Annotated in this window: 24 protein-coding genes and 1 tRNA gene; 1 reads left to right on the top strand and 24 read right to left on the bottom strand. The window is 71.0% G+C overall.

The features are described from left to right. Positions 1-38: 38 nt before the first annotated feature. The 20 genes from ABTY20_RS03110 to ABTY20_RS03015 form a co-directional block, all read right to left on the bottom strand. Positions 39-854: a F0F1 ATP synthase subunit delta gene (locus ABTY20_RS03110; RefSeq protein ID WP_351995269.1), complete on the bottom strand. Its 816-nt coding sequence runs from the start codon at positions 852-854 to the stop codon at positions 39-41. Further along, positions 851-1,399 (bottom strand): F0F1 ATP synthase subunit B, encoded by a 549-nt coding sequence (locus ABTY20_RS03105; RefSeq protein WP_351995268.1) that lies wholly within the window; start codon positions 1,397-1,399, stop codon positions 851-853. Before ABTY20_RS03105 ends, ABTY20_RS03110 begins: the two co-directional genes overlap by 4 nt. Positions 1,400-1,438: 39 nt before the next feature. After that, positions 1,439-1,675, bottom strand: coding sequence for an ATP synthase F0 subunit C (gene atpE, locus ABTY20_RS03100; RefSeq protein WP_351995267.1), 237 nt, complete (start codon positions 1,673-1,675; stop codon positions 1,439-1,441). 76 nt (positions 1,676-1,751) lie between these two features. Continuing rightward, positions 1,752-2,570: a F0F1 ATP synthase subunit A gene (atpB, locus tag ABTY20_RS03095; protein ID WP_502991730.1), complete on the bottom strand. Its 819-nt coding sequence runs from the start codon at positions 2,568-2,570 to the stop codon at positions 1,752-1,754. A gap of 225 nt (positions 2,571-2,795) precedes the next feature. After that, complete coding sequence (locus ABTY20_RS03090; protein ID WP_351995266.1) at positions 2,796-3,233, bottom strand: Cg1360 family ATP-synthase-associated protein; 438 nt, start codon at positions 3,231-3,233, stop codon at positions 2,796-2,798. A 312-nt stretch (positions 3,234-3,545) separates the two neighbouring features. Beyond that, complete coding sequence (locus ABTY20_RS03085; RefSeq protein ID WP_351995265.1) at positions 3,546-4,883, bottom strand: MraY family glycosyltransferase; 1,338 nt, start codon at positions 4,881-4,883, stop codon at positions 3,546-3,548. 162 nt (positions 4,884-5,045) lie between these two features. Beyond that, a complete protein-coding gene (gene glyA, locus ABTY20_RS03080) occupies positions 5,046-6,284 on the bottom strand; it encodes a serine hydroxymethyltransferase (RefSeq protein ID WP_351995264.1) in 1,239 nt (412 codons plus the stop codon). 78 nt (positions 6,285-6,362) lie between these two features. After that, a complete protein-coding gene (locus ABTY20_RS03075; RefSeq protein ID WP_351995263.1) occupies positions 6,363-7,040 on the bottom strand; it encodes an arsenate reductase/protein-tyrosine-phosphatase family protein in 678 nt (225 codons plus the stop codon). Next, positions 7,037-7,684 (bottom strand): L-threonylcarbamoyladenylate synthase, encoded by a 648-nt coding sequence (locus tag ABTY20_RS03070; protein ID WP_030860399.1) that lies wholly within the window; start codon positions 7,682-7,684, stop codon positions 7,037-7,039. The genes ABTY20_RS03075 and ABTY20_RS03070 overlap by 4 nt, the downstream gene beginning before the upstream one ends. A 53-nt stretch (positions 7,685-7,737) precedes the next feature. Continuing rightward, a complete protein-coding gene (gene prmC / locus ABTY20_RS03065) occupies positions 7,738-8,583 on the bottom strand; it encodes a peptide chain release factor N(5)-glutamine methyltransferase (protein WP_351995262.1) in 846 nt (281 codons plus the stop codon). 27 nt (positions 8,584-8,610) lie between these two features. After that, entirely contained in the window at positions 8,611-9,678 is a 1,068-nt protein-coding gene (gene prfA, locus ABTY20_RS03060; RefSeq protein ID WP_351995261.1) for a peptide chain release factor 1, read from the bottom strand. A gap of 105 nt (positions 9,679-9,783) precedes the next feature. Next, positions 9,784-10,005, bottom strand: a complete 222-nt coding sequence (rpmE, locus tag ABTY20_RS03055; RefSeq protein WP_030042685.1) for a 50S ribosomal protein L31 — start codon at positions 10,003-10,005, stop codon at positions 9,784-9,786. 159 nt (positions 10,006-10,164) lie between these two features. Beyond that, a complete protein-coding gene (locus ABTY20_RS03050; RefSeq protein WP_351995260.1) occupies positions 10,165-11,265 on the bottom strand; it encodes an LCP family protein in 1,101 nt (366 codons plus the stop codon). Positions 11,266-11,519: 254 nt separating this feature from the next. After that, the gene (rho, locus tag ABTY20_RS03045; RefSeq protein ID WP_351995259.1) at positions 11,520-13,544 is read right to left on the bottom strand and encodes a transcription termination factor Rho; all 2,025 of its coding nucleotides are present in this window, start codon (positions 13,542-13,544) and stop codon (positions 11,520-11,522) included. A gap of 402 nt (positions 13,545-13,946) precedes the next feature. After that, positions 13,947-14,864: a homoserine kinase gene (thrB, locus tag ABTY20_RS03040; RefSeq protein WP_351995258.1), complete on the bottom strand. Its 918-nt coding sequence runs from the start codon at positions 14,862-14,864 to the stop codon at positions 13,947-13,949. A 388-nt stretch (positions 14,865-15,252) separates the two neighbouring features. Continuing rightward, entirely contained in the window at positions 15,253-16,311 is a 1,059-nt protein-coding gene (gene thrC / locus ABTY20_RS03035) for a threonine synthase (protein WP_351995257.1), read from the bottom strand. A gap of 6 nt (positions 16,312-16,317) precedes the next feature. Beyond that, a complete protein-coding gene (locus ABTY20_RS03030) occupies positions 16,318-17,610 on the bottom strand; it encodes a homoserine dehydrogenase (protein WP_351995256.1) in 1,293 nt (430 codons plus the stop codon). A gap of 195 nt (positions 17,611-17,805) precedes the next feature. After that, entirely contained in the window at positions 17,806-19,197 is a 1,392-nt protein-coding gene (lysA, locus tag ABTY20_RS03025; RefSeq protein ID WP_351995255.1) for a diaminopimelate decarboxylase, read from the bottom strand. Positions 19,198-19,217: 20 nt separating this feature from the next. Then, positions 19,218-20,207: an ArgS-related anticodon-binding protein NrtL gene (gene nrtL / locus ABTY20_RS03020; protein ID WP_351995254.1), complete on the bottom strand. Its 990-nt coding sequence runs from the start codon at positions 20,205-20,207 to the stop codon at positions 19,218-19,220. Between the two features lie 89 nt (positions 20,208-20,296). After that, complete coding sequence (locus ABTY20_RS03015; protein ID WP_351995253.1) at positions 20,297-20,734, bottom strand: response regulator; 438 nt, start codon at positions 20,732-20,734, stop codon at positions 20,297-20,299. 147 nt (positions 20,735-20,881) lie between these two features. On the opposite strand from ABTY20_RS03015, the gene ABTY20_RS03010 reads away from it, so the two are divergent. Continuing rightward, a tRNA-Arg gene (locus tag ABTY20_RS03010) sits at positions 20,882-20,953 on the top strand. A 228-nt stretch (positions 20,954-21,181) separates the two neighbouring features. Here the strand turns inward: ABTY20_RS03010 and ABTY20_RS03005 are convergent. The 4 genes from ABTY20_RS03005 to ABTY20_RS02990 all read right to left on the bottom strand — a co-directional run bounded on the left by ABTY20_RS03005 (position 21,182) and on the right by ABTY20_RS02990 (position 25,085). Then, the gene (locus ABTY20_RS03005; RefSeq protein WP_351995252.1) at positions 21,182-22,036 is read right to left on the bottom strand and encodes a nuclease-related domain-containing protein; all 855 of its coding nucleotides are present in this window, start codon (positions 22,034-22,036) and stop codon (positions 21,182-21,184) included. A 189-nt stretch (positions 22,037-22,225) separates the two neighbouring features. Further along, the gene (locus ABTY20_RS03000; protein WP_351995251.1) at positions 22,226-23,599 is read right to left on the bottom strand and encodes a tyrosine-type recombinase/integrase; all 1,374 of its coding nucleotides are present in this window, start codon (positions 23,597-23,599) and stop codon (positions 22,226-22,228) included. Beyond that, positions 23,596-23,790: a helix-turn-helix transcriptional regulator gene (locus tag ABTY20_RS02995; RefSeq protein WP_031039432.1), complete on the bottom strand. Its 195-nt coding sequence runs from the start codon at positions 23,788-23,790 to the stop codon at positions 23,596-23,598. Before ABTY20_RS02995 ends, ABTY20_RS03000 begins: the two co-directional genes overlap by 4 nt. Then, positions 23,763-25,085, bottom strand: coding sequence for a replication initiator (locus ABTY20_RS02990; RefSeq protein ID WP_351995250.1), 1,323 nt, complete (start codon positions 25,083-25,085; stop codon positions 23,763-23,765). Before ABTY20_RS02990 ends, ABTY20_RS02995 begins: the two co-directional genes overlap by 28 nt. Positions 25,086-25,094 lie beyond the last annotated feature (9 nt).

Raw genomic sequence — 25,094 nt, 5'->3', positions numbered from 1 at the left:
GGCCGTAAGTACGTACTGCTTATGAAGAAATGTGGTGCTCAGCCCGCCAGCCGACGGCTGGCGTCCTCGAGCCGGTCCGCGAGGGAGCCGTTGATGACCTCGTCACCGACCTGCACCCGGATCCCGCCGACGACCGCGGGGTCGACGTCGAGGTTGAGGTGCATCCGGCGGCCGTAGAGCTTCGCGAGGCTGTCGCCCAGGCGCTGCTTCTGCCGGTCGCTCAGCGGCACCGCGGAGGTGACGACGGCCACCATGCGGTCGCGGCGGTCGGCGGCGAGCTTGGACAGGGACTCCAGTCCCGACTCCAGGCTACGTCCCCGCGGCGCGGTCACGAGACGCGTGACCAGACGCTCGGTGGCCGCGTTCGCCCTGCCCCCGAGCAGGCTGCGCAGCAGCTGGCTCTTGGAGGAGGCGGGGGCGCTCCGGTTGGTCAGCGCGGCCCGCAGCTCGGTGTCGGAGGAGACGATCCGGCCGAACCGGAACAGCTCGTCCTCGACGTCGTCGAGCGCGCCGGCCTTCTGGGCGGCGGTGAGGTCGGCGGTGTTCGCCAGCTCCTCCAGTGCGTCCACCAGGTCGCGGGACTGCGACCAGCGGGAGCGCACCATGCCGGACACCAGGTCCGCGGCCGGGCCGCTGACCTGCGAGCCGAGCAGGCGCCGGGCCAGGTCGGCCTTGGCCTCACCGGCCTGCGCCGGGTCGGTGAGGACCCGACGCAGCGACACCTCGCGGTCGAGCAGCGCGGTGACGGCGGCCAGCTCACCGGCGAGCGAGCCGGCGTCCACGGACGTGGAGTCCGTCAGCGCGTCGAGACGCTCACGTGCGGCTGCCAGGGCCTCGCGGCTCGCTCCGTTCATCGCGCGGCCTCGGCCTTCTGGTCGAGCTCGTCGAGGAAGCGGTCGATCACGCGGCTCTGCCGGGCGTGGTCCTCGAGGGACTCGCCGACGAGCTTGCCGGCCAGGTCGGTGGCGAGCTTGCCGACGTCCTGGCGCAGCGAGGACGCGGCGGCCTTGCGGTCGGCCTCGATCTGGGCGTGGCCGGCGGCGACGATCTCCTCGCGCTGGCGCTGGCCCTCGGCCCGCATCTCGGCGATGAGCGCGGCACCCTGCTCCTGCGCCTCCTGGCGCAGACGCGCGGCCTCGTGCCGGGCCTCGGCGAGCTGAGCCTTGTACTGCTCAAGGACGCTCTGGGCCTCGACCTTCATGGCCTCGGCCTCTTCGATACCGCCTTCGATCGCCGTGCGGCGCTCCTCCAGAACCTTGTTGATGTTCGGGAGCAGCTTCTTCCAGAAGAAGAAGAACACGATGGCGAAGGCGATGGTGCCGACGAGCAGCTCGGGGCCCGGAGGAATGAGCGGGCTCTGCTCCTCCTCGGCCGCCAGCTGTACCAGGTTGGCGATCACATCAGTGCCTTTCGTCGAAACGTGCCGGGTAAGGAGTGATTACTTACCGAACACGAACGGCATAACGATGCCGATGAGGGCGAGCGCCTCACAGAAGGCGAAGCCGAGGATCTGGTTGGCGCGGATCAGGCCGGCCGCCTCGGGCTGACGGGCGAGGGCCTGGGTGCCCTGGCCGAAGATGATGCCGACGCCGATGCCGGGGCCGATGGCGGCGAGGCCGTAGCCGATGGAGCCGAGCGAACCGGAGACAGCGGCGAGGGTCTCAGTGGCAGCCATGCTGATTCTTCCTTCTCTTTCTTGGACCGGCGGGGGTTGGCCACCGGACGTTCTGGGGCTGAGGGGCGGGAGGTGCTCAGTGGTGCTCGGCGAGCGCGCCCTGGATGTACGAGCAGGCCAGCAGTACGAAGACGTACGCCTGGACGGCCTGCACGAAAAGCTCGAAGACGATCATGGCCATCGTCATGGCGAAGGAGATACCGGCGGCCGGGATCATCCAGCTGTTCAGCAGGTACCAGGAGGCGACGGTGAACATCACCAGCATCAGGTGACCGGCGAACATGTTGGCGAACAGTCGTACCGCGTGCGTGAACGGCCGGACCAGCAGGTTCGAGAAGAACTCGATGACCATGACGAGCGGCAGCACGGAGCCCAGCGACTTGTCGTAGCCGGTGAAGTTCTTGAAGGCGCCCACGAAGCCGTGCCGCTTGAAGGTCAGTCCGACCCACGTGACGTAGACGATCGCGGCCAGCACCATCGGGTACGCGATGATCGACGACACCGGGAACTGGGCCAGCGGGATCACGGACCAGATGTTCATGATCCAGATGAAGAAGAACAGCGAGACCATGAAGGGGACGTACTTCTCGCCCTCCTTCTTGCCGAGGGTCTCGTAGACGATGCCGCGGCGGACGAAGTCGTAGCCGGCCTCACCGACCATCTGCAGCTTGCCCGGCACCACCTTGGCCTTGCCGAAGGCCGCCCAGAAGAAGCCGACGACGAGGACGGTGGTGATGAGCGCGAGCAGCATCACCTTGTTGAACTCGAACCCTCCGACCGTGGCGATCGGCTTGAAGAGGAACGAGTGCAGGCCCGGAGCCGGAAAACCACACCCGTTGTCGGACATGATCCGACAGCTCCAGTCAAAGGCGAGCTGGGTCTGGTCAGCACTCACCACGGGCTCCTTCGGCGTGACGCATAGGTACGGCAACCTCGTTGTGTCGGCGCGGCACAGGTCCGCGGGTCGGCACCGGACAGGTGTTACGGATGTGGGGGCGGCTGGGGGGCATCGAGCCTCGCGATCGCTCAGGCGTCAGCTCGGATGCCCGCGCCCGCGATGCCGCAGTTGGCACCGGACGATAGCAGGAGTTCTCACCGGTCTTTATCGCGCCCCTACCCGTCACGACGACGGCCCCGTCTTCTCGGACTTGTCGCTCTTCTCCGGGTCCGGATCGACGTAGAAGAGTTTGGCCTTCATGTGCGCACGGGCCTGCGCGGCCATCCACACGAGCGTCGCCACGACGAGCGAGATCGCGAACGTCTTCGGATCGAAGAGCGAGGTGTCCTTGAAGATCGCGACGAAGATCATGAGCAGCAGGAGCTGTGCCACGTAGAGCATCAGCCCCATGGCCTGGAACAACTGCGGGAGCGATTTCGCCGTCCACTGCAGGACGTACAGGCCGATCCCCATGAACAGGACGGCGAGCACGACCCCCACGGCCGCACCGAGGGCACCCTTGCCGCCGGCCACCGCAGCACTGACGGCGACGGCGACCGCGCCGGCAGCCGCTGTGGGCACAGCGCACTGCAGAAGGTTCCGGGCGTCATGGGACGGCATGGCGGCAGCTCCGCTTTTCGCAGGGGGCAGGGTGTCGTCATGGACGAGCGTAGACCCCCGGGCCGAGTGAGAATTCCTCGTGCCGGTGAACCGTCGCACTACGGCTCTTCGGCTCTCTCCGGGGTTCTCGTGAACGGTATCACAAACTATTTGATGCAGTCTTTACCTGTTTGGTGTGCCCGCTGTCACACATGAGAATGAATCCGCGCGCCTGAGCAAGAACCGGACTCGTTTGTCTGATATTGGGGCGATACATACACCCAACACCGTCCCATCGGGACCCCACGACTTGGCAATGCTCTAGTCGGATTCTTACCTTGGCCGTGACCGGTCGGCCAGGCGTGCGCGGGGTCCGACGGCGGTCGCGCCGTTGACGCCGGAGACGCCCGCGGCGACCGGGGTGCGGTGGTCGTCGGCGGCCTCCTCCGGGTCCGCCGGGGCCGACGCGTCCGGGGCGTCCGGGGCGGCGGCCGGGGCCGCCCGGCGGCGCCGGTAGCGCGGTGGCACGAAGGCCTCCGCCCAGCGCGGGGTGCGCGGGGTGAAGCGGGGCAGCAGGAGCAGGACCAGGCCGAGCGTGGAGAGGACGACGACGCTCAGCACGATCCACATCGACGCCGAGTTCACGGAGTAGGTCAGCGCGCCGAAGGCGATCAGCGCCGACCAGAAGTACATGATCAGCACCGCCCGGCTGTGCGAATGGCCGATCTCCAGCAGCCGGTGGTGCAGGTGGCCCCGGTCCGCCGCGAACGGCGACTGGCCGCGCCAGGTGCGCCGCACGATCGCCAGGATCAGGTCGGCGGCCGGCACCGCGATGATGGTCAGCGGCAGGATCAGCGGGATGTAGACCGGCACCGTCTGGTGCACGGCCTCCTTCTCCGAACCGGCGAACAGCTTCAGCGCGTCCGGGTCGACCTGCCCGGTGACGGAGATCGCGCCGGCGGCCAGGACGAGCCCGATGAGCATCGATCCGGAGTCGCCCATGAAGATCCGCGCCGGGTGCATGTTGTGCGGCAGGAAGCCCAGGCACATGCCCATCAGGATGGCCGCGAACAGCGTCGCCGGGGCGGCGGCCTCGATGCCGTACGAGTACCAGATGCGGTAGGCGTACAGGAAGAACGCCGCCGCCGCGATGCACACCATGCCGGCCGCGAGCCCGTCCAGGCCGTCCACGAAGTTGACCGCGTTGATGGTGATGACGACCAGCGCCACCGTGAGCAGGGTGCCCTGCCACTGGGTCAGCGCGACCGAGCCGACGCCCGGGATCGGCAGCCACAGGATCGTCAGACCCTGCATGACCATCACACCGGCGGCGATCATCTGACCGCCGAGCTTGATCAGGGCGTCGATCTCGAACTTGTCGTCCAGCACGCCGATCAGCCAGATCAGCGCCGCCCCGGAGAGCAGCGCCCGCGGCTCGTTGGACTTCTCGAAGAGCTGGCTGAGGTTGGTGAGGTGGTCGGCGGTCAGCAGGCCCGCGCACAGGCCGAAGAACATGGCGATACCGCCGAGCCGCGGAGTGGGTTCCCGGTGCACGTCACGTGCCCGGATCTCCGGCATCGCCCCGGCCACGATCGCGAACTTGCGTACCGGACCGGTCAGCAGGTACGTCACCGCAGCCGTGATGCAGAGCGTCAGCAGGTATTCACGCACGGGCTTCCCCACAGATCTCGCTGGCCATCACAGCCCCACACCCTAGCGAGGCACGCATACGGGTGGAGACTTCCGGGTACCGACGATGGTTGCACGCGTGACGGCGGGGCCGTGCCGTCCACCCCGCGGCCGGCCCGGTCAACGGTCCCGCGGCCGGCCCGGTCAACGGGGATACGGCGGGAACGCCGCGGCCAGTTCCCGTACGTCCTCCCGGGCCCGCGCGGGCTCGGTGCCGCCCCGCAGGACGCTCGCCAGCAGTCCCGCGACGAGCGTCATCTCCGGCGCCCCCATGCCCTGCGTGGTGACCGCCGCCGTGCCCAGGCGCAGCCCCCGGCCGTCGTCGTGCGGCAGCGCGCAGCAGTCCAGGACGAGCCCGGCCGCCGCGAGCCGGCCACGCGCGGTGCGTCCGTCGACGCCGAGCGGCGCCGGGTCGGCGGTGATCAGGTGGGTGTCGGTGCCGCCGGTGGTGACGACGAGGCCTTCGGCGGCCAGCGCGGCGGCCAGCGTCCGCGCGTTGGCGACCACCTGGTGCGCGTACGCGGCGAACTCCGGCGTCGCCGCCTCCCCGAACGCGACCGCCTTGGCCGCCACGGCGTTCATCTGGGCGCCGCCCTGGGTGAAGGGGAAGACGGCGCGGTCGACGCGCTCGGCCAGTCCGCCGCCGCACAGGATCATCCCGCCGCGCGGGCCGCGCAGCACCTTGTGCGTCGTCGCGCACACGATGTCCGCGTACGGCACCGGACTGGGCGCCGCTCCCCCGGCGACCAGGCCGATGGGGTGGGCGGCGTCCGCGATGAGGTAGGCGCCGACCTCGTCGGCGACCTCGCGGAAGAAGGCGTAGTCGAGGTGGCGCGGATAGGCGATGGAGCCGCAGACGATCGCCTTGGGACGGTGGGCGCGGGCGAGGGCGCGGACCTGGTCGTGGTCGATGAGCCCGCTCTCCGCGTCCACGCCGTAGCCGACGAAGTCGAACCAGCGGCCGGAGAAGTTGGTGGGCGAGCCGTGGGTGAGGTGACCGCCGTACGGCAGGCCGAGGGCGAGCACGGTGTCACCGGGGCGCAGCAGGACGGCGTACGCGGCGAGCACGGCGGACGAGCCGGAGTGCGCCTGCACGTTGGCGTGCTCGGCGCCGAACAGCGCCTTGGCCCGCTCCACGGCGAGGCGCTCGGCGGCGTCGACGACCTCGCAGCCGCCGTGGTGCCGGCTGCCGGGGTAGCCCTCGGCGTACTTGTTGGCCAGCGGTGAGCCGAGGACGGCCAGCACGGCCGGCGACATGAAGTTCTCGGCGGCGATCAGCTGGAGCGTGCCCGACTGCCGCTCCCGCTCCCCGAGCAGCACATCGGCCAGCTCGGGATCCTGCCGCCGCACCACATCGGCCTCAAGGGCGTGCCCGACCGTCATAACGCCCAATGTAGGCCGCACACCCCGAAAACGCCCCCGCTGCCGCGTCCTGCGCGCCGCCGCGGGCAGCCGGACGGCCTACGCCCGGGCGGGCACCCCGGTCAGCGCGGTGACGACCGGGTCCAGCGCCTGGTGTATCTCGTCCCCGATCGACCGGAAGAACGTCAGCGGCGCCCCGTACGGGTCGTGCACCTCGTCCGCCTCGGCGGTCGGCGCCAGCAGCCACCCGCGGAGGGCCGCGGCGGCCCGCACCAGCGCACGCGCCCGCATGACCAGCCCCTCGTCCAGGGGCGGCAGGGTCGCCGGGTCGATGGCGTTGACCAGCCGCGTGAACTCCTTGAGCGTGAACGTCCGCAGCCCCGCCGAGTGCCCCATCGAGATGACCTGCGCCCGGTGGTCCCGCGTGGCCGTCAGCACCAGGTCCGCCCGGATCACGTGCTCGTCCAGCAGTTCCCGTCCCACGAACCCCGAGGCGTCCGCCCCGAACTCCGCCAGCACGGTCTCCGCGTGGGCCTCCATGGGCGCGCCCTCGTGCCCCCAGGTCCCCGCGCTCTCCACGATCAGCCCGCCGCCCAGGATCCCCAGCCGCTGGCTCACGAAATGCCGGGTCAGCCGCTCGGTGATGGGCGAGCGGCACACGTTTCCGGTACTGACGTGGAGGATGCGGAAGGTGTCGCGCGGAAACCCGAAGGTCGTCGTGATCTCCGCACTGGATTCCCCGTTGCCTATGCCACGCCCCGACTCGGGGGCCGTCAATTCGCCACCTCGAGGTCGGGTACCACCTTGCGCAGTTCCTCCGGCGAGATCGCTCCCTCGCGCAGCAGCACGGGCACGGGCCGGGTCACGTCGACGATCGAGGAGGGCACGTTGCCGGGCGTGGGCCCGCCGTCCAGGTACACGGAGACGGAGTCGCCGAGCATCTCCTGCGCGGCGTCGCAGTTCTCCGGGGCCGGGTGACCGGTGAGGTTCGCGGACGAGACGGCCATGGGGCCGACCTCGGTGAGCAGCTCGATGGCGACCGGGTGCAGCGGCATCCGCACGGCGACCGTGCCCCGGGTGTCCCCGAGGTCCCACTGCAGCGACGGCTGGTGCCGGGCGACCAGCGTCAGCGCGCCCGGCCAGAACGCGTCGACCAGCTCCCAGGCCAGCTCCGAGAAGTCGGTGACCAGGCCGTGCAGGGTGTTCGGGGAGCCGATGAGGACGGGCGTGGGCATGTTGCGGCCCCGGCCCTTGGCCTCCAGCAGGTCGGCGACGGCCTCCGAGGTGAACGCGTCGGCGCCGATGCCGTACACCGTGTCCGTCGGCAGCACCACGAGCTCGCCCCGGCGGACGGCGGACGCGGCTTCGCGCAGACCGGTCGTGCGGTCGGTCGCGTCGTTGGTGTCGTATCGCCGAGCCATCTAGCGGGCCTCCTCGTACGGGTGCTGCTGGGGGATTGAAGGGTGCGGGGCGTTCACGGCATCGCCTTGCGGGCGGTGGCGAAGCGGGGGCGGTTGTTCAGGTCGGGGTGGTCGGCCGCGTCGGCCCACCCCCGTTCCTCGGCGAAGATCCACGGCACCTGCCCGCCCTGGGTGTCGGCGTGCTCGACCACGACCACCCCGCCGGGCCGCAGCAGCCGGTGCGCGGTGCGCTCCAGGCCGCGGATCAGGTCGAGGCCGTCCTCGCCCGAGAACAGCGCGAGATCGGGGTCGTAGTCGCGGGCCTCCGGCGCGACGTACTCCCACTCGGTGAGCGGGATGTACGGCGGGTTGGAGACGACCAGGTCGACCTGGCCGTCGAGGTCCGGGAAGGCCGTCAGGGCGTCTCCCTGACGCAGCTCGACCCTGGACCCCTCCATGTTCTTGCGGGTCCACCTCAGGGCGTCCTCGGACAGCTCCACGGCGTACACGCGCGAGCGCGGGACCTCCTGGGCCAGCGCCAGCGCGATGGCGCCCGAGCCGGTGCACAGGTCGACGATGCACGGCTCGACGACGTCCATCGCGCGGACGGCGTCTATCGCCCACCCGACCACCGACTCCGTCTCCGGCCGCGGCACGAACACCCCGGGGCCGACCTGGAGCTCCAGGTAGCGGAAGTAGGCGCGCCCGGTGATGTGCTGGAGCGGCTCGCGGGCCTCGCGGCGGGCGATGACCTCCCAGTACCGGGCGTCGAAGTCGGAGTCCTTCACCGTGTGCAGCTCACCGCGCTTGACGCCGTGCACGAACGCGGCGAGCTCCTCCGCGTCGGTGCGCGGCGAGGGCACGCCGGCGTCGGCGAGCCGCTGGGTGGCCTGGGCCACCTCGGCGAGCAGCAGGTTCACGACGGTCCTCCGTGCTGGGTGCGGGATTTACGCGGCGGCGAGCTTGGCGGCCGAGTCGGCGTCGACGCAGGCCTGGATCACCGCGGCGAGGTCGCCGTCCAGGACCTGGTCCAGGTTGTACGCCTTGAAGCCGACACGGTGGTCCGAGATGCGGTTCTCCGGGAAGTTGTACGTGCGGATCTTCTCGGAGCGGTCCACGGTGCGGACCTGGCTGCGACGGGCGTCGGCGGCCTCCCGCTCCGCCTCCTCCTGCGCCGCCGCGAGGAGCCTGGAGCGCAGGATACGCAGGGCCTGCTCCTTGTTCTGCAGCTGGCTCTTCTCGTTCTGGCAGGAGGCGACGACTCCGGTCGGGATGTGCGTGATGCGCACGGCGGAGTCGGTGGTGTTGACGGACTGCCCGCCGGGACCGGAGGACCGGTAGACGTCGATGCGCAGGTCGTTCGGGTTGATCTCGACGTCGACCTCCTCCGCCTCGGGGGTGACCAGGACACCCGCCGCGGAGGTGTGGATGCGGCCCTGGGACTCGGTGGCCGGCACGCGCTGCACGCGGTGCACGCCGCCCTCGTACTTCAGCCGCGCCCACACGCCCTGGCCGGGCTCGATCTGCCCGCGGGCCTTCACCGCGACCTGGACGTCCTTGTAGCCGCCCAGCTCGGACTCGGTGGCGTCGATGATCTCGGTCTTCCAGCCGACGCGCTCGGCGTAGCGCAGGTACATGCGCAGCAGGTCGCCGGCGAAGAGGGCGGACTCGTCGCCGCCCGCGCCCGCCTTGATCTCGAGGATGACGTCCTTGTCGTCGCTGGGGTCGCGCGGGACCAGCAGCAGGCGGAGCTTCTCGGTGAGCTCCTCGCGCTGCTTCTCCAGGTCCTTGACCTCGGCGGCGAAGTCGGGGTCGTCTGCGGCCAGTTCGCGCGCGGTCTCGATGTCGTCGCCCGTCTGCTTCCAGGAGCGGTACGTGGCGACGATCGGGGTGAGCTCGGCGTAGCGCTTGTTCAGCTTGCGCGCATTGGCCTGGTCGGCGTGGACCGACGGGTCGGCGAGCTTCTTCTCCAGGTCGGCGTGCTCGGCGACGAGTTCCTCGACGGCCTCGAACATCTTGGGCTCCTGCTGGTACGTGGGTGAAGGGGCGGACGACCAAAAACGCCGGTCCCGGCCGCGCCCCGGGCGGGGCGCTGCCGTGGACCGGCGGTTGGAGGCTCGCTACTTCTTGGAGCCGGCGGCCTTGCCGAAGCGGGCCTCGAAGCGGGCCACACGGCCACCGGTGTCGAGGATCTTCTGCTTGCCCGTGTAGAACGGGTGGCACTCGGAGCAGACCTCGGCACGGATGGTGCCGCTGTCGATGGTGCTGCGAGTGGTGAACGACGCGCCGCAGGTGCAGCTGACCTGCGTCTCGACGTACTCGGGGTGAATGTCGCGCTTCAAGGTGTCTCCTAGGTTCGGGAGGGCGCCGGGTCGCATCCGCGGGGTGCGGGAGCGTGAACCGGAGCCGATACACCAGTCTGCCAGGACTGGCGTCCTCACCCAAAACCGGGGCTTCGCGTGATGTATTCCCCGTGGTCCGGCCGGGGCCCGCCGTCCCCCTCAGGGGGCGTCCACGACGTCCTCCGCCCCTCCCGCGGCCGGGTTCCCGGTGGCGCTCCCCGGGATCGGCCGGTCGTTCCTCAGGGCGTCCCACACCTGCCGGGCCCCGGTCTCCTCCACCAGGACCCGGTTGCCGTCCGCCGGGTCGTACCGGACCGGCAGGGTGACCATCCGCAGGCCGGCGGGGTCGATGTTCCGCAGGCCGGCCGCGAAGGACATCAGGGAGTCGACCGAGCCCAGGCCGGAGTCGGTGGTGACGGCCTCGGTGGCGGTGTCGGCGAGGCCGTACAGCTTCTCGGGGCCGGTGAGGACGCCGATCTCCCCGACCTGCCGCGCCAGGGCCCTGACGAAGGCCTGCTGGAGCCGGATGCGGCCGAGGTCGGAGCCGTCGCCGACGCCGTGCCGGGTGCGCACCAGGCCGAGGGCCTGCGCGCCGTCGAGCCGGTGGGTGCCGGCCTCGAGGTCCAGGTGGCTGTCGGGGTCGTCGATGTCCTCACCGGTGGTGACCTCGACGCCGCCGAGTTCGTCGACGAGCTCGCGGAATCCGGTGAAGTCGACCTCCAGGTAGTGGTCCATGCGCAGGTCGGTGAGCGACTCGACGGTCTTCACCGCGCAGGCCGCTCCGCCCGTGGCGTAGGCGGAGTTGAACATCACGCCGCGCGCCGCGGGGTGGGTGCCGCCGTCGGCGTCGGTGCACGCGGGGCGGTCGACGAGGGTGTCGCGCGGGACGGAGACCACGCTCGCCCTCGTGCGGCCCTCGTGGACGTGCACGATCATCGCGGTGTCGGAGCGGGCGCCGCCGGCGTCGGTGCCGCCGCCGAGCTCCCCGTTGTCGCCGGAGCGGGTGTCGGAGCCGAGGACCAGGATGTTCTCGGAGCCGTCGTCGGCCTTCCCGGGCCGGTCGGCGCCGAGGATCCGGTCGATGTCGACGCTCGCGAGGTTGCCGTCGAGCCCGGCGTACAGGTATCCGGCGCCCGCGCCGCCCAGGGCGACGACGCCGGCGGCGGTCCAGGCCGCGGCCTTCAGGACCCGGTGCCGTCGGGTGCGCGCTCCGGGCCGGTGGTGCGCGCCCCGGTGGTCCGGTGTGCTCTGGGCGGACATGTGCTCCTCGGCTCGTCCTTCGGCCGGTCGCCCCGTGCAGCCGGTGCCGGACCCGACCCGCACGGCCGTACGCCCTCCATCGTCCCGCCGTCGGGGCGGAAGGGGAAACGCGGGGACAGCTTCGCACGGCGGGCCGCGCCGGGCCCGGACGCGGCGGACGGCGCCGTGGCGGGGCTCTCCCCGTATGCGAGGGCGGCGGCACGCGAAAGGGCCGCTCCCCGGGGGGAGCGGCCCTTTCGGTGGCGGGTCCGACGTCAGTCGCCGTTGCCCGGCGCCGGCGTCGTCTTCTGGATCTGCATCAGGAACTCGGCGTTCGACTTGGTCTGCTTCATCTTGTCGAGGAGCAGTTCGATCGCCTGCTGCGAGTCGAGCGCGTGCAGCACGCGGCGCAGCTTCCAGACGATGGCCAGCTCGTCGCTGCCGAGCAGGATCTCCTCCTTGCGGGTGCCGGACGCGTCCACGTCCACCGCCGGGAAGATGCGCTTGTCGGCGAGCTTCCGGTCGAGCTTGAGCTCCATGTTGCCGGTGCCCTTGAACTCCTCGAAGATCACCTCGTCCATGCGGGACCCGGTGTCCACCAGGGCGGTGGCGAGGATGGTCAGCGAACCGCCGTCCTCGATGTTGCGGGCCGCACCGAAGAACCGCTTCGGCGGGTACAGGGCGGTCGAGTCGACACCACCGGACAGGATGCGTCCGGAGGCCGGGGCGGCGAGGTTGTACGCACGGCCCAGACGGGTGATCGAGTCGAGCAGCACGACGACGTCGTGACCCAGCTCCACCAGGCGCTTGGCGCGCTCGATGGCGAGCTCGGCGACCGTGGTGTGGTCCTCGGCCGGGCGGTCGAAGGTCGAGGAGATGACCTCGCCCTTGACCGACCGCTGCATGTCGGTGACCTCTTCCGGACGCTCGTCGACCAGGACGACCATCAGGTGGCACTCGGGGTTGTTGTGGGTGATCGCGTTGGCGACCGCCTGCATGATCATGGTCTTGCCGGTCTTCGGCGGGGCCACGATCAGACCGCGCTGGCCCTTGCCGATCGGCGACACGAGGTCGATGATCCGGGTGGTCAGCACGCCCGGGTCCGTCTCCAGACGGAGGCGGTCCTGCGGGTACAGCGGGGTGAGCTTGTTGAACTCCGGGCGGCCGCGGCCGTGTTCGGGCGCCATGCCGTTGACGGAGTCGAGGCGGACCAGCGCGTTGAACTTCTCGCGGCGCTCGCCCTCCTTGGGCTGGCGCACGGCACCGGTGACGTGGTCGCCCTTGCGCAGGCCGTTCTTGCGGACCTGGGCGAGGGAGACGTACACGTCGTTGGGGCCCGGCAGGTAGCCGGAGGTCCGGATGAACGCGTAGTTGTCGAGGATGTCGAGGATGCCGGCGACCGGGATCAGGACGTCGTCGTCGGTGAGCTGCGGCTCGGGGGCCATGTCGTCGCGGCCCCGACGGCCACGGCGGTCGCGGTAGCGCCCGCGGCGGCCGCGGCGGCCGCCCTCGAAGTCGTCGTCGTCGTGCTGGCGGTCCTGCCGGCCGCCGCCCTGCTGGTTCTGCTGACGGCCCTGGCCGCCCTGGCCCTGCTGGTCGTCGCCCTTGCCCCGGCGGTCCCCGCGCTCACCGCGGTCACCACGCTCGCCGCGGTCACGGTCGCGGCCACGCTCACGGCGGTCGCGGCGGCGGCCCTCGCCGCCGTCGTGGTCGGACTTGGCCTCGCCCTGCTGCTGCGTCTGCTGCGGGGCCGGGGTCTCGGCCTTGGGCTCGGCCTTCGCCTCGGCGGTGATCGTCTCGGTCGCGGTGGCGGCCGGGGCGCCCGCCTCGGCGGTGGCGCGACGGCGGCGGCGCTCGACGGGGGCGGTCTCCTCGGCCGAGGCCTTCGGGGAGGGCTGGCCCGGGATCTCGATCTGCTGCTGGGCCGCGGCCTTCTCGGCGGGGGCCTGCTCGGCCTTGGCGTCGGCCTTCTTCTCGGCGGCCTCACCCGTACGGGTCCGGGAGGTGGCGCGGCGCTTGGGCTTGGTCTCGGTGGCGGACTCGGCCTTGGCCGGGGCGGCGCCTCCGGCGGCCTGCGCCTCCTTGATGACCTCGATCAGCTGGCTCTTGCGCATGCGCGCGGTGCCCCTGATTCCGAGGCCGGACGCGACCTGCTGCAGCTCGGCCAGCACCATGCCCTCGAGGCCGGTACCGCGGCGCCGCCGGGAGCCGGCACCGGTGGCAGGCGCGGAAGCGTCCGTGGCGGGCGCGGCAGCGGTCTCCTCGACACGTGCGCCCATCAGATCGGTGGTGTCGCTCACGAAGGGTCCTTCCCTGGAGCGGACGTCGGCCTGTCTGGCTCGGCGACCGGTTGTGCTGTCCGGCATCGGTCCTTGCTGTGTGAACCGTGCCGGGGCGGTTGTCCGCCTGAGCGGCGGAAGAGATATCTGGTGATGGCGCTTCCCCTAGCCGTGGCATCCAGTGTCACGTGGCGTGGTCGCACCGGTTCCGAAGCCGGCCCCGCGGGCCGTTCAGTGTCCGCGTACGACGTACTGCCCGCGTACGTAGCAGAGAACACAGTGCGGCTTGGGGGGCTCCCGGAAGAATGTCTGTCCCGGACGGGGACACGAGGCACCTCGCCATGGTGAGGTCGGGTGCAGACTTGAGGTTAACACTACCGGATCCAACAAACATTCCCCCTCTCCAAATCCGGCAACCGTGTGTCAGGTGGCGAGCGGAAGCACGCTCGCGCCCTGCGCGTCGAGGCCGAGCCGGTTGGCGGCCCAGTCGGTGCCGGCCAGCGCTTCGACCTTGTCGGCCGTGTCCGCGTCCGCCAGCGCCATCACCGTGGGTCCGGCGCCGGAGATCACCGCGGGGATGCCGTCCCCGCGCAGCCGCTCCACCAGGGCGGCGCTCTCCGGCATGGCCGGGGCGCGGTACTCCTGGTGCAGCCGGTCCTCGGTGGCGGGCAGCAGCAGCTCGGGGCGCCTGGTCAGGGCCTCGACGAGCAGGGCGGCACGGCCCGCGTTGGCGGCGGCGTCGACGTGCGGCACGGTGCGCGGGAGCAGCCCGCGCGCGGTCTCGGTGAGGACCGGCTTGCCGGGCACGAAAACCACCGGAACGATGGAATCGGCGGGCTCCATCCTGATCGCCCGGGCCGCGCCGCCCTCCATCCAGGACAGGGTGAACCCGCCCAGCAGGCAGGCCGCGACGTTGTCGGGGTGGCCCTCGATCTCGGTGGCGAGTTCGAGGAGCGCGGTGTCGTCGAGCCTGGCCTCGGCGCCTATGGTCACGGCGCGGGCGGCGACGATCCCGGCGCAGATGGCGGCGGAGGAGGAGCCCAGACCGCGGCCGTGCGGGATGCGGTTGGCGCAGACGATCTCCAGGCCGCGCGGCTGTCCGCCGAGCAGGTCGAAGGCGGTGCGCAGGGAGCGTACGAGCAGGTGGCTCTCGTCGCGCGGGAGGGTCTCGCCGCCCTCACCGGCGATGTCGATGTGCAGCCCGGAGTCGGCCACCCGGACGACCACGTCGTCGTAGAGACCCAGCGCGAGGCCGAGGGCGTCGAAGCCCGGGCCGAGGTTGGCGCTGGTGGCGGGGACGCGCACCCGGACGGCGGCGGCGCGGAACGCGGGACCGGCCATCGCTCGAAGACTCTCCTTGAGCTGCGTGACTGTCGAATGACGTTCGACGGACATTCGGTGGACATACGAGGGCGTACGAAACCCCCTGGGATCGCCGCCGACCGGGGTGGCCGGCCGCTTTCCGGTCGCTCCGGGCCGCTTTCCGGACCACGGAGACACCGCTGTGCCGCGGCATATGCGGCGGGCGGGTTCGGTACAGCCTATCGAAGGAAGGTTCAGTGACGACATAGGGCGCACAGGAGGCGCACGATGCGTGTCGCAAGCCCCCTGTGCACCCCCCGGAGAGAACCTTCCCAGGTGGGCGCGCTCTTACGCCCCTTGTACGGGCCGTGCCGATGCCGTCCCCAGGGACTTCCCCCGGGGGGCTTCCTCCGGGGCTTCCCCCGGGCTAGACGAGGCCGAGGCGCTCGGCGGCGGTCGCCGCGTCCACGGGGACGGTGACCGGCTGCGGGGCGCCGGCGACGGCCCAGTCCGGGTCCTTCAGACCGTTGCCGGTGACGGTGCACACGATCTTCTGCCCCGGGTCGACCTTGCCCTGCTCGGCGGCCTTCAGCAGACCGGCCACCGACGCGGCGGACGCGGGCTCGACGAAGACGCCCTCCTGGGAGGCCAACAGCCGGTAGGCGCGCAGGATCTCACGGTCCGTCACCTCGTCGATGGCGCCGCCCGACTCGTCCCGCGCGGCGAGCGCGAAGTTCCACGAGGCGGGGTTGCCGATGCGGATGGCGGTGGCGATGGTCGACGGGTCCTTGACGACCTCGCCGCGCACGATCGGCGCGCTGCCGGAGGCCTGGAAGCCCCACATGCGCGGCGTCCGCGTGCTGATCTTGTCGGCGGCGTACTCCTTGTACCCCTTCCAGTACGCGGTGATGTTGCCCGCGTTGCCCACCGGCAGGACGTGGATGTCGGGCGCGTCGCCCAGCATGTCCACGATCTCGAAGGCGGCGGTCTTCTGCCCCTCGATACGCACCGGGTTGACCGAATTGACCAGCGCCACCGGGTAGTTGTCGCTCAGCGCGCGGGCCAGCGTGAGGCAGTCGTCGAAGTTGCCGTCGACCTGGAGGATCTTCGCGCCGTGGACCAGCGCCTGCCCCATCTTGCCGAGCGCGATCTTGCCCTGCGGCACGAGGACGGCGGAGACCATGCCCGCGCGCACGCCGTACGCGGCGGCGCTCGCGGAGGTGTTGCCGGTGGAGGCGCAGATGACGGCCTTGGCCCCCTCCTCCTTGGCCTTGGAGATGGCCATGGTCATGCCGCGGTCCTTGAAGGACCCGGTCGGGTTCGCGCCCTCGACCTTGAGGTGCACCTCGCAGCCCGTGCGCTCGGAGAGCACCCGCGCGGGCACGAGCGGCGTGCCGCCCTCACGGAGCGTCACGACCGGCGTGGTGTCGGATACCGGCAGACGGTCCCGGTACTCCTCGATGATGCCGCGCCACTGGTGGGTCATTGCTGGTTACTCTCCTTCAACCCGCATGATGCTGGCGACACCGCGCACGGTGTCGAGCTTGCGCAACGCCTCGACGGTCCCGTCGAGGGCCGCGTCGGACGCACGGTGCGTGACGACGACGAGCGACGCCTCGCCGTCCTTCCCCTGCTGGCGGACCGTGTCGATCGAGACACCGTGTTCCGCGAACACGGTGGCGACCTGGGCGAGGACACCCGGTTTGTCGGCCACGTCGAGGCTGATGTGGTAGCGCGTGACGACCTCGCCCATCGACGAGACGGGCAGCGCCGCGTACGCGGACTCGCCGGGCCCGGTGGTCCCGCCGAGCCGGTTGCGCCCCACGGCGACGAGGTCGCCGAGCACGGCGGAGGCGGTCGGCGCGCCGCCCGCACCCGGCCCGTAGAACATCAGCTGCCCGGAGGCGTCCGACTCGACGAACACGGCGTTGTAGGCGCCGCGCACGGAGGCGAGCGGGTGGCTGAGCGGGATCATCGCCGGATGCACCCGCGCGGTGACCGACGCGCCGTCGCCGGCCCGCTCGCAGATGGCGAGCAGCTTGATGGTGCAGCCCATCTCCTTCGCGGAGGCGAAGTCGGCGGCGGTGACCTCGGTCATGCCCTCACGGTGGACGTCGTCGAGGCGCACCCGCGTGTGGAAGGCGATCCCGGCGAGGATGGCGGCCTTGGCGGCGGCGTCGAAGCCCTCGACGTCGGCGGTGGGGTCGGCCTCGGCGTACCCGAGCGCGGTGGCCTCGTCGAGGGCCTCCTGGTAGCCGGCGCCCGTGGAGTCCATCTTGTCGAGGATGAAGTTGGTCGTCCCGTTGACGATGCCGAGCACCCGGTTGACCTTGTCCCCGGCGAGCGACTCGCGCAGCGGCCGGATCAGCGGGATGGCGCCGGCGACGGCGGCCTCGTAGTAGAGGTCCCTGCCGTGCTGCTCCGCGGCGGCGTGCAGCGCGGCACCGTCCTGGGCGAGCAGCGCCTTGTTCGCGGAGACGACGGAGGCGCCGTGCTCGAAGGCGGTGGTGATGAGCGTACGGGCGGGCTCGATCCCGCCGATGACCTCCACGACGATGTCGAGGTCGCCCCGTTTGACGAGCGCGGTGGCGTCCGTGGTGACCAGGGCCGGGTCGATGCCCTCGCGCACCTTGTCCGGCCGCCGCACGGCGACCCCGGCGAGCTCCACCGGGGCCCCGATGCGGGCGGCGAGGTCGTCGGCGTGCGTCGTCATGATGCGCGCCACCTCTGAGCCGACCACTCCACAGCCCAGCAGCGCCACCTTCAGCGGACGCGTACGCATCATCCGACCTCGATTCCTGATTACCGTCTCGGTTGCACCAGTCTCACTCACCGGACGGGGGTTTCTTTCCCCGGTCCGGATCGTGAGACATCTATTTCATTTTCACGACCGGAAAGACAGAAGATCTTCCGCCGTCCGATCACGTTCCTCGTCGCCGCTCATCCGCGCCCATCCGCGTTCGTCCGCGTTCGTCCGCACTCATCCGACATCGAGACGGAGGAGGTCCTCCTCCGTCTCCCGCCGCACGATCACCCGCGCCTCGCCGTCCCTGACGGCGACGACGGGCGGACGCAGGACGTGGTTGTAGTTGCTGGCCATGGACCGGCAGTACGCCCCGGTCGCCGGCACGGCGATCAGGTCGCCCGGCGCCAGGTCCCCCGGCAGGAAGGCGTCCTTCACCACGATGTCCCCGCTCTCGCAGTGCTTGCCGACGACCCGGCACAGCATCGGCTCGGCGTCGGAGACCCGGGAGGCCAGGACGACGCTGTACTCGGCGTCGTACAGCGCGGTCCGGATGTTGTCCGACATCCCGCCGTCCACGGAGACGTACGTCCGCAGCCCCTCCAGCTGCTTGACGGTGCCGACCTCGTAGAGCGTGAAGGCGGTGGGCCCGACGACGGCGCGCCCCGGCTCCACGGAGATCCGGGGGGTCGCCAGCCGTGCGGCCTCGCACTCCCGGGTGACGATCTCGGTCAGCGCCTTGGCGATCTCGTGCGGCTCGCGCGGGTCGTCGTCGCTGGTGTACGCGATCCCGAGGCCGCCCCCGAGGTCGATCTCGGGCAGTTCGATCCCGTGCTCGTCGCGGATGTCCTTGAGCAGGCCCACCACCCGGTGCGCGGCCACCTCGAACCCGGACATGTCGAAGATCTGCGACCCGATGTGCGAGTGGATCCCGATGAGCTCCAGCCCGTCGAGCTGCAGGGCCCGCCGCACGGCCTCCGCGGCCTGTCCCCCGGCCAGCGGGATGCCGAACTTCTGGTCCTCGTGGGCGGTGGCGATGAACTCGTGCGTGTGCGCCTCGACGCCCACGGTGACGCGGATCTGCACCCGCTGCCGCCTGCCGAGCTCCTGGGCGATGTGCGCGACGCGGACGATCTCCTGGAACGAGTCGAGCACGATCCGCCCGACCCCGGCCTCGACGGCCCGCCGGATCTCGCCGGTGGACTTGTTGTTGCCGTGGAAGGCGATCCGCTCGGCGGGCATCCCGGCGGACAGCGCGGTGGCCAGCTCGCCACCGGAACACACGTCGAGGTTCAGCCCCTCCTCGTCCAGCCACCGCACGACGGCGCGGGAGAGGAACGCCTTGCCGGCGTAGAAGACGTCGGCGTCGCCGCCGAAGGCGGTGCGCCAGGCCCGCGCCCGGGCCCGGAAGTCCTGCTCGTCGAGGAAGTAGGCGGGGGTGCCGAACTCCTCGGCGAGCCGCTTGACGCCGATCCCGCCGACGGTGAGCGCACCGTCCTCGTCACGGGTGACGGTCTCGGCCCACACCTTGGGGTCGAGGGCGTTGAGGTCGGCGGGCGGCGCGGAGTAGTGCCCCTCGGGGAGGACGTCGGCGTGACGGGGCCCGGCGGGGTGTGCGGAACGGCTCATGGTGGTCTCTCTGGACTCTCTCAGAGGTGGTCGGGTGCGTCGATGCCGAGCAGGGACAGGCCGCCGGCCAGCACCGTCCCGGCGGCGTCGGCGAGCGCGAGCCGGGCACGGTGGGCGGCCGAGGGTTTCTCCTCGCCGAGCGGCAGCACGGCGGGGAACAGGGGCAGCGCGGCATCGGCGACGGTGACGAGGTGCCGGGCGAGCCGGTCGGGCGCGCGGTGGGTGGCGGCGGCCGCGAGGATCCGGGGGTGGTCGGCGAGGGCCTGGAACAACGACGGGGCCTCCGCCACGGGACCGGGCTCGGGCCCGAACCCGAGGTCACCGGCGTTGCGCAGGAGCGCCCGGGCACGGGCGTGGGCGTACCGCACGCGGAACAGCGGGTTGCTCTCCCGCTGCACCAGGTGCTCACCGTCGATCCGCGGCCGGTCGTGCGGGGCCGGGTGCAGCAGGGCCCAGCGGGCGGCGTCGGGGCCGAGGACGAAAGGATCGGCGGGCGCGGGAACGGGCCGGACGACGGTGCCGTGCTCGTCGTCGAGCTGCTCGTCGTCGAGGTGCACGACGGCGCCCTGGGAACGGAGGATCCGGGCGAGGGCCTCGGCCTGGACGACGGCCCGCACCTCACGGGCGGCGCGGAGCCGGACGGTACGGCCGCTCAGCGCGTCACCGTGCCCGTACCGGGAACCGCACCGCAGGATCTCGCGGACGAGCCCGACGGCCCCTTCCGCGTCGGCGAGACTGATGTTGAGGAACCCGGGCCCGGTGACGACGACGTCGCTGACGCCGGGGGCCCGCAGCAGACGGGGCCGGAGGATCTCGGCGACGCGCCGGGCGGGCTGCCCCGTCGGCCGCGCGAGCTGGAGGGCGACATTGGTCGCGTAGTCCCCGCACCCCCCGGGCCCCGGAGGCGTCACACGGACCCGCTCGGGCAGGACCGCCACCCTCAGCTCCCCCTCGTCGACGGCACGGCGCACCGCGTGCAGCACGGTGCGGGAGAGCTCGACGGGGGTCACGGGACAAGCGTAGGGGAGGAGGGGGGTGGGTAGACGAATGAGTTGGGCCACGGTCCCGAGATGTGGACGGCCGCCGGTCTCCTCCGGTCTCATCCTCCCGCGTGCCCGGCCGCCGGCTCGGCGTCCCCCGGCCCGCGCACCCGCTCCAGGGGCCCCACGATCAACCGCTGGACGGTCCGGACGAGCTCCCCCGGATCGAAGGGCTTGGCGAGGAAGGCGTCCACCCCCACGTCGAGCCCGCTCTCGATCTCGTACCGGGTGCAGGCGCTCACCATGACGAGCGGAAGGTGACCGGTCCGGGCATCGGCACGCAGCCGGGCAGCCGTCCGGAACCCGTCGAGCCGCGGCATGACGACGTCGAGGGTGACGAGGTCGGGCCGCACCTCGTGGACGACTTCCAGACACTCGGCACCATCGGCCGCGGTCACGACCTCGATGCCCTCCAGCTCGAGATTGACCCTGATCAACTGCCGGATGACCTTGTTGTCGTCCACGACAAGGACCCGGCCCGACGCGCCTGGCACCACTCGAGAGTAGGTCGCCCCCGGCCACCGCGTCCGGCGTTTCCCCCATTCCGCCCCGCACGGACGGGCCTCCCTGCGGAAACGGGTTCATGACCACCCCCGGGGAGCTGGTAGTGTTCTACCCGTCGCCGCGATCACCGCGACCGACACGCCCCCGTAGCTCAGGGGATAGAGCAACGGCCTCCGGAGCCGTGTGCGCAGGTTCGAATCCTGCCGGGGGCACATTGTGAAAGTGTGCCCAAGACCCCGTCACCAGCGGAAACGCTGAGGCCGGGGTCTTCGCGTATGTGCAGGCATATGCGGGCCGAAGCGGCCGTATGTCGGGGTCCGTGGACGAGGCGTGGACGGGATCTTGGAGCATCACCGCAGGTGGGGTCCGGGAAAAGGCGAGACCGCACCAACGTCGGTCGCTCCACCCCGTAGGGATCGTCACGCCGCGGGGCCGCCGGCTCAGGCCCGGGCCCAAGCCTGACGATGACGAGCGACGCTGTACACCTGCTCCACCTGGTCAGCCGTGAGCACGCCTGAGAGTGGAGCGAGTGCCGCTACCTGGCGCTCCTCGTAGACCCGGACACTGAGCTGTGTGGCAACCACCTTCAGCTCGGAGACACCGACGAAGACGAGCACCGGCTCCACCGGTACCGGGAAGTCGCAGTAACGCTCAAGCACCCGGACGACCCGGTTGGCCTCCGCCCGGCTCTTGCGCGCGTAGGGCGCCGGTTTCCCGTGATCGACTTTCACGGAATCGTCCCCGACCCACACGGCCCTCTTGTGGTGGTGCTTCGTATTGATGCTGAACACCCCACCAGGCCCGATCAGTAAGTGATCGATATCCACTTTGTTGGCCAAGGGGATGGAGTGCAGCACACGCCAACCGTGGCGCCCCAAGCGGTTCAGCTCGGCTCCCACTCGCCGCTCCCCCTCCAACCCCTTCCGCCAGGAATCCCACTCAGTGGGTCGTCGAAGAACCCACGCGATCATTCGCTCCAACAGTCCCGGTCCGGATTCATGGAGCAGATCACGCAAGGAGGCCCCGGGAGGGTTCACGGCCAGATCGTCCGCCGGCGTCAGAGGCGGCAGCGTCGGACGCTCTGCAACCCCGGGCGCCCTGTCTGGCGAAGTCGGCTCCGTGAGCTTCTGTAAGTGCTGTGTGAGCACGGCGATCACGTTGTCGTGATACTCCGCCCGCAAAACCGTGATGTCCCCCGTCATGACATCTGCCCAACCGGCCGCAGTGCCGTCCTGCAGGTTGGCATACAGGCGATCACGCCCGTACCGCTTCCAGCGCGTGACGCGCAGCTCCACAAGGCCCCCTGTGCTCTCGCATTGATGTTGCCGACATGCCAGCAGCAAGCGAGAGGGTGCCACAAGACCACGGGGCAAGCAGCGCGGCCGAGCTCGCTCTTTCCGGATGAAGCACCGTCCCCGGTAAGGCATGAAACGACTGAGGCCCCAGGCGGCATGCCTGGAGCCTCAGTGTGGGTGCGGGTTGTCTCACTCGTACTCGCGAAGCAGATCCTCGATGCGGCGGTTGGCGACGTCCTGCCGTCCGTCGAGGCACTTCGCGTAGCGGGTCAGCAGGACCTCGACGCTGTTGCCGGCGCGCTCGGCCACCTCGGTTGGGTCAACACCTGCGTTGAGCCACGTCGACAGCGCCGAGTGCCGAAGGTCGTACGGTCGACTCGCGAGCGGTGAGGCTGCGACGGCGGGCGGAAGCGCGAGGAGCCGGGCCTCCTGCCATACGCGGTAGTAGGTCGAGGACGGGACGACCGAACCCTTCTCGCTGAAGAAGAGCCGCCCGTCGTCGGCCGTGCCGAAGGTGGCCAGGTGCTCGCGGAGCACGGCGACGAGATGGGGCGGGATGGGCACCCGCCTGATGTCCTCGGTCGGCCGGTTCTTCAGCCCGCGGTCGTCATGGGTCTCCCCCGAGTCAGTCCACTGCTTGCCGACGGACGGACGGGTCCGATGGAGCAGCGCCGAGCCCCAGCCTTGCGCGGGAAGGTTCAGGTCCGTCTCGACGAGGCCGACCGCTTCCGCCGGCCGGAGACCGCCGAAGTACATGGCGGCGAACAGACCCACGAGGCGACGACCACGGGCACGCCGGTACCCGCCTACGTAGGAAACCGCCGCCAGGAGATTCCGCGCTTGCTCCGGGTTGGCGACGACCCGCGGATCGACCTGGTTGGACACCTTCGGCTTCTGCCAGCGGACAGCCGTGATGGGGTTCTCACGCAGCTCCCCCAGGTCGACGGCGTAATTCGCGGCATTGACGAGCGTCCGACGCTTACGCCGCACGGTCTCCGCCGCTGCCGCCGTGCCGTCGAGCCTGAGCTTCAGCGAGTCGAGGACCGCGCGAGCCGTGGCCGGTTCTGCGAGATCGGCGAGCGGCCGAGACGCTTTGGACACCCAGTGGAGAACGTTCCGCACGTCGTCCGGGACTTCCCGGTCATCGGGCCCCGGCAGCACGAAGGCCCAGTTGCGCAGTGCTCTGCGGATCACCTCGTCGGACGGCCGTCCGGCGCGCTCATCGAGGAGTTCCAGCGTCACGCTGGTGAGGGCTTCGTTGATGCCGTCCCGTGTGTTGGGGGCGGCATGGGGCCACTTCATGGCGAGGTACCTGAGAGCGAAGGCGTACCACGACACGGCCGACTTCTTCTCTTCCATCGAGGCCGGAAGGCCCGATTCCGTGTCGAACTCCTCGCCGTCGCGCATCGCGCGCATGAGCTTCGTGCGGTAGTGGTCGGCAAGCGCCTTGGTCCGGAAGGACTCCGAGAAGACGTTGCCCGCAACAGACCAGCGGACCCCGTACGAGGGCGTCTTGGTGTCCCGCTTACGGACGCTCCAGACTTTCACGTCGAGAGACTTCATGCCGCCGCCTCCAACTGCCGCAGCCACGTGGTGAAGTCACTCCGCCATACCCGAAGCTCTCCGTTGGGCAGCTTGAAGGCAGCGGGCCCCTGGCCTAGCTCGCGCCAGCGGTAGAAGGTGCGCCGGGACACCCCACCCAGCTCGGCAAGGATCTGCGGAACGGTCATGAGTTCGTCTCGTCGGCGGTCCATGTCGGTTCTCCTTCCGTTCCGGGAGCGGGTTCGAGGGTGGCGGCGAGCCAGCTTTCAGCGCCGGAGAGGCCGGTTCCGGCGAAGACCCAGTGCGCGAGGACGAGAGTCGTGTCGTGGCCGGTGTCGACGGCCAGAGCGGCATGGGCGCGGCGCCATTCGGCGCGGGCGTCGCGGAGAGCGCCGAGGGTGGTGGAGTAGCGGCGGGACTTGGTGGAGAAGTGGCCGCGAAAGCCGAGCATGTGGGCCCAGGCCCGCAGACGGAGGTCTGCCAGCTCGGGGCGTGCGCCCAGGTTCCAGGCGGTGCGGATCATGCGCCGGGCGTGGTCGGTAATCCGGGCCTGGGCCAGCTCGGCGAGGAAGCGGATCGGCCGGTCGAGGGTGCCGGTCGCCGTCTCGGCGCCTTTGGTGGCGTACTTGGCGACGTACGCCGCTACGGCCCGCTCGGTCAGGTCCTGGTCGTCATTGCAGTCGGTAGACCGGATCGTACGGACGTCGAGCTGTCGGCCGAAGACGAAGGTGTGCGGCCGGCCGTCAACCTCCGGGCCGTCGACGCGAGCGGCAGTGGCGGCAGCGCGGATGGCGTCGATCAGTAGCTCGGCCGTCGCCCAGGCCGGGGGCGCGGTCTCACCGCCCTCCGGGCCGTCGATGCGGATGACCGCGTGGAAGTGGACGGCGCCCCGCTTCTGGTACTCGGCCACCTTGGCGAAGGAAACCCGGGCATGGTCGCGGAAGGCCCGCTGGGTGAGTCCGGCTCGCTTGGCGACCTCCCGGCGGAGGTAGATCGAGAAGCGTTGCCAGAGGGCCCCGGCGTGCGCGTTCCACAGCACGGCCGCTTCGTAGTCGTACGTGTCCGGGTCGAGGGGCGTGCCCAGGACCGGGTCCTGGTCGTCGTGGCGGATGCCACAGCGGCAGGGGCGATCACCGGAGGGGCGGTTGTGGACCGGGCCGAAGCCGGGGGCGGTGAAGGTGGCGAAGACGCGCGGGTGGGTGGCGACCCGTTCAGGGGTGCCCTTGCCGCCGCGGAGTCCCGCGGTGATCAGGTGGTAGGTGTCGCGGCGGTAGGTCTCGGCGCAGGCCGCGCACCGGGTGGCGCGGCGGTTGTTGCAGCGGACGAGGAGCTGGCCGGCCGGGAGGGCGGAGGAGTCCAAATGGTGCAGGATGCGGCCGATCTCGCCGGTCGTCCGGTCCACCGCGTATTCGGTGCGGTGGCCGTCGAGGCGTACCGGGCGGGTGCAGCCGCCCAGGCCGGACAGTTGGCGGCCCAGCTCGGGCAGGGTGCCGAGGGAGGCCAGCATGGAGAGTTC

The sequence above is a fragment of the Streptomyces sp. NPDC126497 genome (genome assembly GCF_040302425.1).
GTDB lineage: Bacteria > Actinomycetota > Actinomycetes > Streptomycetales > Streptomycetaceae > Streptomyces.
The sequence above is the reverse complement of the archived record's forward strand: the minus strand, read 5'-3'. Positions and strand labels throughout refer to the sequence as shown.

Bases quoted from the DNA above. Each gene is read 5' to 3' on its own strand.
- ABTY20_RS03110 (WP_351995269.1), bottom strand. From the start codon at position 854: ATGAACGGAGCGAGCCGCGAGGCCCTGGCAGCCGCACGTGAGCGTCTC.
- lysA (WP_351995255.1), bottom strand. From the start codon at position 19,197: ATGAGCCGTTCCGCACACCCCGCCGGGCCCCGTCACGCCGACGTCCTC.
- ABTY20_RS03070 (WP_030860399.1), bottom strand. From the start codon at position 7,684: ATGGCTCGGCGATACGACACCAACGACGCGACCGACCGCACGACCGGT.
- ABTY20_RS03090 (WP_351995266.1), bottom strand. From the start codon at position 3,233: ATGCCGTCCCATGACGCCCGGAACCTTCTGCAGTGCGCTGTGCCCACA.
- ABTY20_RS02990 (WP_351995250.1), bottom strand. From the start codon at position 25,085: ATGCTGGCCTCCCTCGGCACCCTGCCCGAGCTGGGCCGCCAACTGTCC.
- atpE (WP_351995267.1), bottom strand. From the start codon at position 1,675: ATGGCTGCCACTGAGACCCTCGCCGCTGTCTCCGGTTCGCTCGGCTCC.
- ABTY20_RS02995 (WP_031039432.1), bottom strand. From the start codon at position 23,790: ATGGACCGCCGACGAGACGAACTCATGACCGTTCCGCAGATCCTTGCC.
- thrC (WP_351995257.1), bottom strand. From the start codon at position 16,311: ATGACCCACCAGTGGCGCGGCATCATCGAGGAGTACCGGGACCGTCTG.
- prfA (WP_351995261.1), bottom strand. From the start codon at position 9,678: ATGTTCGAGGCCGTCGAGGAACTCGTCGCCGAGCACGCCGACCTGGAG.
- ABTY20_RS03050 (WP_351995260.1), bottom strand. From the start codon at position 11,265: ATGTCCGCCCAGAGCACACCGGACCACCGGGGCGCGCACCACCGGCCC.
- thrB (WP_351995258.1), bottom strand. From the start codon at position 14,864: ATGGCCGGTCCCGCGTTCCGCGCCGCCGCCGTCCGGGTGCGCGTCCCC.
- ABTY20_RS03030 (WP_351995256.1), bottom strand. From the start codon at position 17,610: ATGATGCGTACGCGTCCGCTGAAGGTGGCGCTGCTGGGCTGTGGAGTG.
- ABTY20_RS03000 (WP_351995251.1), bottom strand. From the start codon at position 23,599: ATGAAGTCTCTCGACGTGAAAGTCTGGAGCGTCCGTAAGCGGGACACC.
- glyA (WP_351995264.1), bottom strand. From the start codon at position 6,284: ATGACGGTCGGGCACGCCCTTGAGGCCGATGTGGTGCGGCGGCAGGAT.